This window comes from Actinomycetota bacterium (assembly GCA_030776725.1).
Lineage (GTDB): Bacteria > Actinomycetota > Nitriliruptoria > Nitriliruptorales > JAHWKO01 > JAHWKW01.
Genome location: JALYHG010000264.1, coordinates 1 through 5039 on the forward strand (window position 1 = coordinate 1; position 5039 = coordinate 5039).

The following is a 5039-nucleotide window of genomic DNA, read 5'->3' on the forward strand; positions in this document are numbered from 1 at the left end:
CGCAGGCACCCGGCCCGGCGGGTCCGCCAGCACCCCAGCCGTCGCCGCCACCGCCGCCGCCGCCCGACCCCGGGCCGTGCCCACTGCAGGAGTGCGCCCCGGTCAACGACACCGTCGACGACCTCACCGACCTCCTCGACGACACGGTCTCGGACGTCGGGAAGGTCATCGACGACACCGCCTCGAAGCTCCCGACCGTCCCGTAGGCCCTCGCTCGGTGACCGACGGCGGCACGACCGGTGCGCCCCTATGCTTGCGCCCCGCAGCAGGCAACGAGGCAACCGTGCTCACGCCCGAAGAGATCGCGTCCCGCCAGTTCCTGATCGCCCTCCGCGGCTACGACCGTGACGAGGTCACGGCGTTCCTCGAACAGGTCGCCGACGACTACGCGGCGCTGCAGCGGCAGATCGAGGAGCTGCAAGCTGAGGCCAGCCAAGCGCCACCCGAGCCGGCCGCTGCCCCGGCGGCGGGCGACACCCGCGACGCGTTCCAGCAGCTGGGCGAGGAGACCACCCGGATCCTCGTCGCGGCGCAGGACGCCGCGGCCGAGATGCGTCGGCGCGCCGACGAGGAGGCTCGCACGACGCTGGCAGCGGCGCAGCGGACCGCGCAGAGCGAGCTCGATTCCGCCCGCAGAAGCGCGGCAGAGCAGCTCGAACGCGCGCGCAGCAGCGCAACCGAGCAGCTCGAGCAGGCGCGGAGCACGGCAGCACAGGAACTCGAGCGGGCACGCCGGGAGGCGGAGGAGCTGGTCGAAGAGGCCCGCCACCGCCGGGAGGTGATCCAGGCGGGCGTGCGCGACCTCGAGGCAGCACGCGCCCAGCTGGCGGTCGATCTGGAAGCCGCCATCGGGGCGGTGGCGTCCGCCGTTGAGGGGCTGCAGGTGCAACCCTCGCAGGACGTAGCGGCGTCCGAGGAGGCGGCCGCCCAGGCCGAGACCTCAGACGAGGTGGCCCTGAGCGAGCCGGAGTTCGCCACGCCAGGACCTCCCGAGGCCGAGGACGACGCCGAGCGGGAGTGGGCCGTGGAGTCCGCGGCCGCCGAGGTCGCGGTGGCCGCCGAAGCAGACGACGAGGAAGCGATCGCAGCTGGAGGCGGTGAGGAGCCAAGCGCGGAGGAGACCCGCGCCGAGGAGCCGACGTCTCGGACCGAGGAGTCGGCGTCAGCTCAACCCGATGACGAGTCGGCCCGCGCCGATGAAGCCGTCCCTCCCGAGGAGTCGGTCCGCGCCGGTGAGGCCGTGCCTCGCGATGATGAGGCGGCGGCCCGCGCCGGTGAGGAGTCGGCCCGTGCCGGTGAGGCCGTGCCTCGCGATGATGAGGCGGCGGCTCGCGGCGACGACACCGGCGAGATCAGGGTGGACGAGGCTGTTGTCGCCGAAGTCGAGACGCCGGCGCCGGCGGTGGAGCCGATCGAAGAGGCCCGGTCCGTCACCGACGTCGCCGCGGTCGAGCTGCGCGAACGCGCGCTGCAGGAGATCCGACCCGGGATGGTGCGGCGCCTGAAGCGCACGCTGCAGGACGTGCAGAACGGCGTTCTGGACGCCATCCGCAGGACCGAGGGGACGTCCGACGTCGCCGTGCTGCTGCCCGGCGACGAGGACCTCGCTCCGTTGGAGGGCGTCGGTGAGGCTTTCCTCAGCGAGGTCTACGACGTGGGGCTGCGAGACGGCGCCACGCTGGCGGACGCCGCCGAACCCGACGAGGGCGACCGCGAGCGGATCCGCTCGGCGGCGCGCGAGCTGCGTGACGGCCTGGCCCACGAGATCACCACGTCGTTGGAAGCGACGCTACGCGCCGGCCTGCAAGCCGAAGAGGAGCTGGGAGCGCTGACCGAGCGGGTCGGCGAGGTCTTCCGTGACCTCAAGGGCCCCGTGGCCGAGGCCGCCGCCGAGACCAGCCTGATCCGCACCTACCAGCTGGGCGTGCACGACGCCTGGCGGGCAGCTGGGCTCTCCGAACGGATCTGGGTGGTGGGCGACGAAGCTCGTTGCCCGGAGAACCGGTGCCGTGCCAACGCTTCCGAGGGTCGCGTCGCGCTCGACCGGGAGTTCCCCAGCGGCGATGTGGTGCCCCCCGCCCACCGCGGCTGTGTCTGCACCGTCGCGCCGGCGCGATGACACGAGCGCCCGTGGCGACGCGCCGGTTGCGCGACGCCATCCGCCGACGGCTGGGTGTGGTCCTGGCCGTCGTCGTCGTGCTCGTGCTTCTGTCCGCCAACCGGGTCGCGGCCTTCGTCACCGATCTGTGGTGGTACCAGGGGTTGGGCTACGAGTCGGTCTTCCTCGGGCTGTTCAGCGCCCGGGTGGGCCTCGGGGCGCTGTTCGGTGCGGTGCTCGCACTGCTCGTGGCCGTCAACCTCGTGATCGCCCGACGTCTGCGTCCGCTGATCCTGCCCGCCACGGCTCGTGAGGCGGCGATCGAGCGGTACCGGCAACTGGTCGATCCTTACGTTCCGTGGCTGATCGGCGGTGTGGCCCTGCTGTTCGCTCTCAGCGGTGGCGCAGCTGCCGCCAGCCAGTGGGAACCGTTCCTGCTGTGGCGCCACGGCGGGGCGTTCGGCGCCGCTGACCCCCAGTTCGGGCGCGATGTCGGGTTCTACGTCTTCGACCTGCCGTGGTACGAGTTCGTCGAGGGCTGGCTGTTCACGTCGCTGCTGATGGTGCTGGCTGTCACGGCGGGTGCCTACTACCTGCTCGGCGCCATCCGTCCCGACGCGCCCCGAAACCGCGTCACTCCTCAGGCCAAAGCGCACCTGTCGGTGCTGTTGGCGCTGGTGCTGGCCGTGCGCGGGTGGGGTTACTGGCTGGATCGCTTCGCGCTGAACTTCTCTCCCCGGGGCACGGTCACCGGGGCGTCCTACACCGACGTCAACGCTGAACTACCGGCGCTGAACCTGCTCCTGCTCGTCACCGCAGTGGCGATCGTGATGGTGCTCGTCAACATCCGCCGGCGCGGGTGGTTGCTCCCGGGCGCCGCGATCGGCCTGTTGATCCTCGCGAGCATCCTGCTGCAAGGCCTCTACCCGGCCGCTATCCAGCGGCTGCGGGTCGATCCCCAGGAACTGGCCCGCGAGCAGCCGTTCATCGAACGCAACCTGCAAGCCACCCGCAATGCGTACGACCTGCACGAGGTGGAAGGCACCAGGTTCACCGTCCACGACGACCTGGGACCCGCGGACGTCGAGGAGCACGTCGTCACTCTCAACAACGTCCGCCTGTGGGATCCCAGCGTCCTGCTCAAGAGCTACCGCCAGCTGCAGGCGATCCGGCCCTACTACGACTTCGCGGACGTCGACGTCGACCGCTACATGGTCGACGGCGAGGTGCGCCAAACGATGCTGTCGGTGCGCGAGATGCAGCCCCAGCAGCTCGAGGAGTCGGCCAAGACCTGGCAGAACCTGCACACGTTCTACACCCACGGCCACGGGGCGGTGGCCTCACAGGTCAACATCGCAGACCGTGAGGGCTCCCCGGTCTTCCTCAGCCGCGACATCCCCCCACGCGGCCCGACCGAGACACTGGTTCCCGACCGCCGCCCCGGCGTGTACTTCGGGGAGCTCCACGGCAACTACTCGATCGTGCGGGGCGCCGACGAGGAGCTGGATTTCGAAGCCAGCGACACCGGCGAGGCGCAGACGACCGTGTACGACGGGCTCGGTGGCGTCCCGGTCGGGGGCCCCCTGCAGCGCTTGGCGTTCGCGCTGCGGTTCGCCGACCCCAACCTGGTGCTGTCGGGCCTGATCCAGCCCGAGTCGCGCATAATCTTCGAGCGACAGATCAGCCGACGGGTGCAGCGCGTCGCCCCGTTCCTCCTGCTCGACGACGACCCGTACGCCGTCGTGCTCGACGGGCGGATCGTGTGGATCCAGGACGCCTACACCGTCTCGGCGCACTACCCGTACGCGGAACGCAACCAGTTCGTCAACGACCTGAACCGTGCGACCGTCAACTACATCCGTAACAGCGTCAAAGCGGTCGTCGATGCCTACGACGGGACGGTGACGCTGTACGTGGTCGAGCCCGATGATCCGGTGATCGCCGCGTGGCGTCAGGCGTTCCCGGAGCCGTTCGCCGACGTGTCCGCGGCTGAGGATCAGCTGGTGCGGCACTTCCGCTACCCAGAGGACCTCTTCCAACTTCAAGCCGACGTGTACCGGCTGTACCACATCCCCCAGGCGCCGGCTTTCTACAGCAAGGCGGACGCGTGGCAGTTCCCCACCGATGCCCCGGCCATCACCAACAGGCAGAAGCCCGAGGGTGCGCCGCTCGAGCCGTACTACCTGTTGATGCGGCTCCCCGGTCAAGAAACCGAGGAGTTCGTCCTGATCCAGCCGTACCTGGCGCGGAACAAACCGAACATGATCGCGTGGTTGGCGGGACGCTCCGATCCGGGGCGTTACGGCGGGCTGTACGCGGTGCAGTTCCCCAGCAACCAGACCATCCTCGGGCCGGCGCAGGCGCACGCCAAGATCGAGCAGGACCGCACCATCTCCGAGTGGATCACGTTGCGTAGCCGGGCGGGGTCGGAGGTGATCCGCGGCAACCTGCTGGTGATCCCCATCGAGCGCTCGATCCTGTACGTGCAACCGCTGTTCCTGGTCAACCCGCAGACCGAGATCCCGGAGCTGGCCAAGGTCACGCTCGTGCTCGGCGACAGGGTCGTGATGGCCGACACCTTGGATGCGGCGCTCGCCGAGTTGATCGGGGCGGCCCCAGAAGACGCGGTGATCCCCGGCGCCCCCGTCGAGGAGCCCGATCCAGAGACGGAGCGGGTGAGCGTCGCGGGCCTGCTGAGCCGCGCGCTCGACGCTTTCTCCGCCGCCGATCAGGCGCTGCGTGACGGCGACCTGGCGACCTACCAGCGCCGGGTCGACGAGGCACAGGACCTGCTCCGCCGCGCCGCGGAGGAGGAAGGCGTGCCGGTACCCGAGGAGGATGCAGCTGCCCCGGCAGAAGCTGGCACGGCGACCGAGGAAGGCGGCCCTGCGACCGAGGGCGGGGCGTGACCTATGGCGGGGGTTCGGCGGGGGCTCGGGCT

The 5039-nt window shown here is 70.6% G+C and carries 3 protein-coding genes; all 3 read left to right on the plus strand.

Features of this window, described 5'->3' with window-relative positions; translation table 11 throughout:
- The coding region (locus M3N57_12825) for a hypothetical protein (GenBank protein ID MDP9023554.1) at nt 1-206 on the plus strand (206 nt) is incomplete at its 5' end.
- 77 nt (nt 207-283) lie between these two features.
- Entirely contained in the window at nt 284-2119 is a 1836-nt protein-coding gene (locus M3N57_12830) for a DivIVA domain-containing protein (GenBank protein ID MDP9023555.1), read from the plus strand.
- Between the two features lie 11 nt (nt 2120-2130).
- The gene (locus M3N57_12835; protein ID MDP9023556.1) at nt 2131-5007 is read left to right on the plus strand and encodes a UPF0182 family protein; all 2877 of its coding nucleotides are present in this window, start codon (nt 2131-2133) and stop codon (nt 5005-5007) included.
- Nucleotides 5008-5039 lie beyond the last annotated feature (32 nt).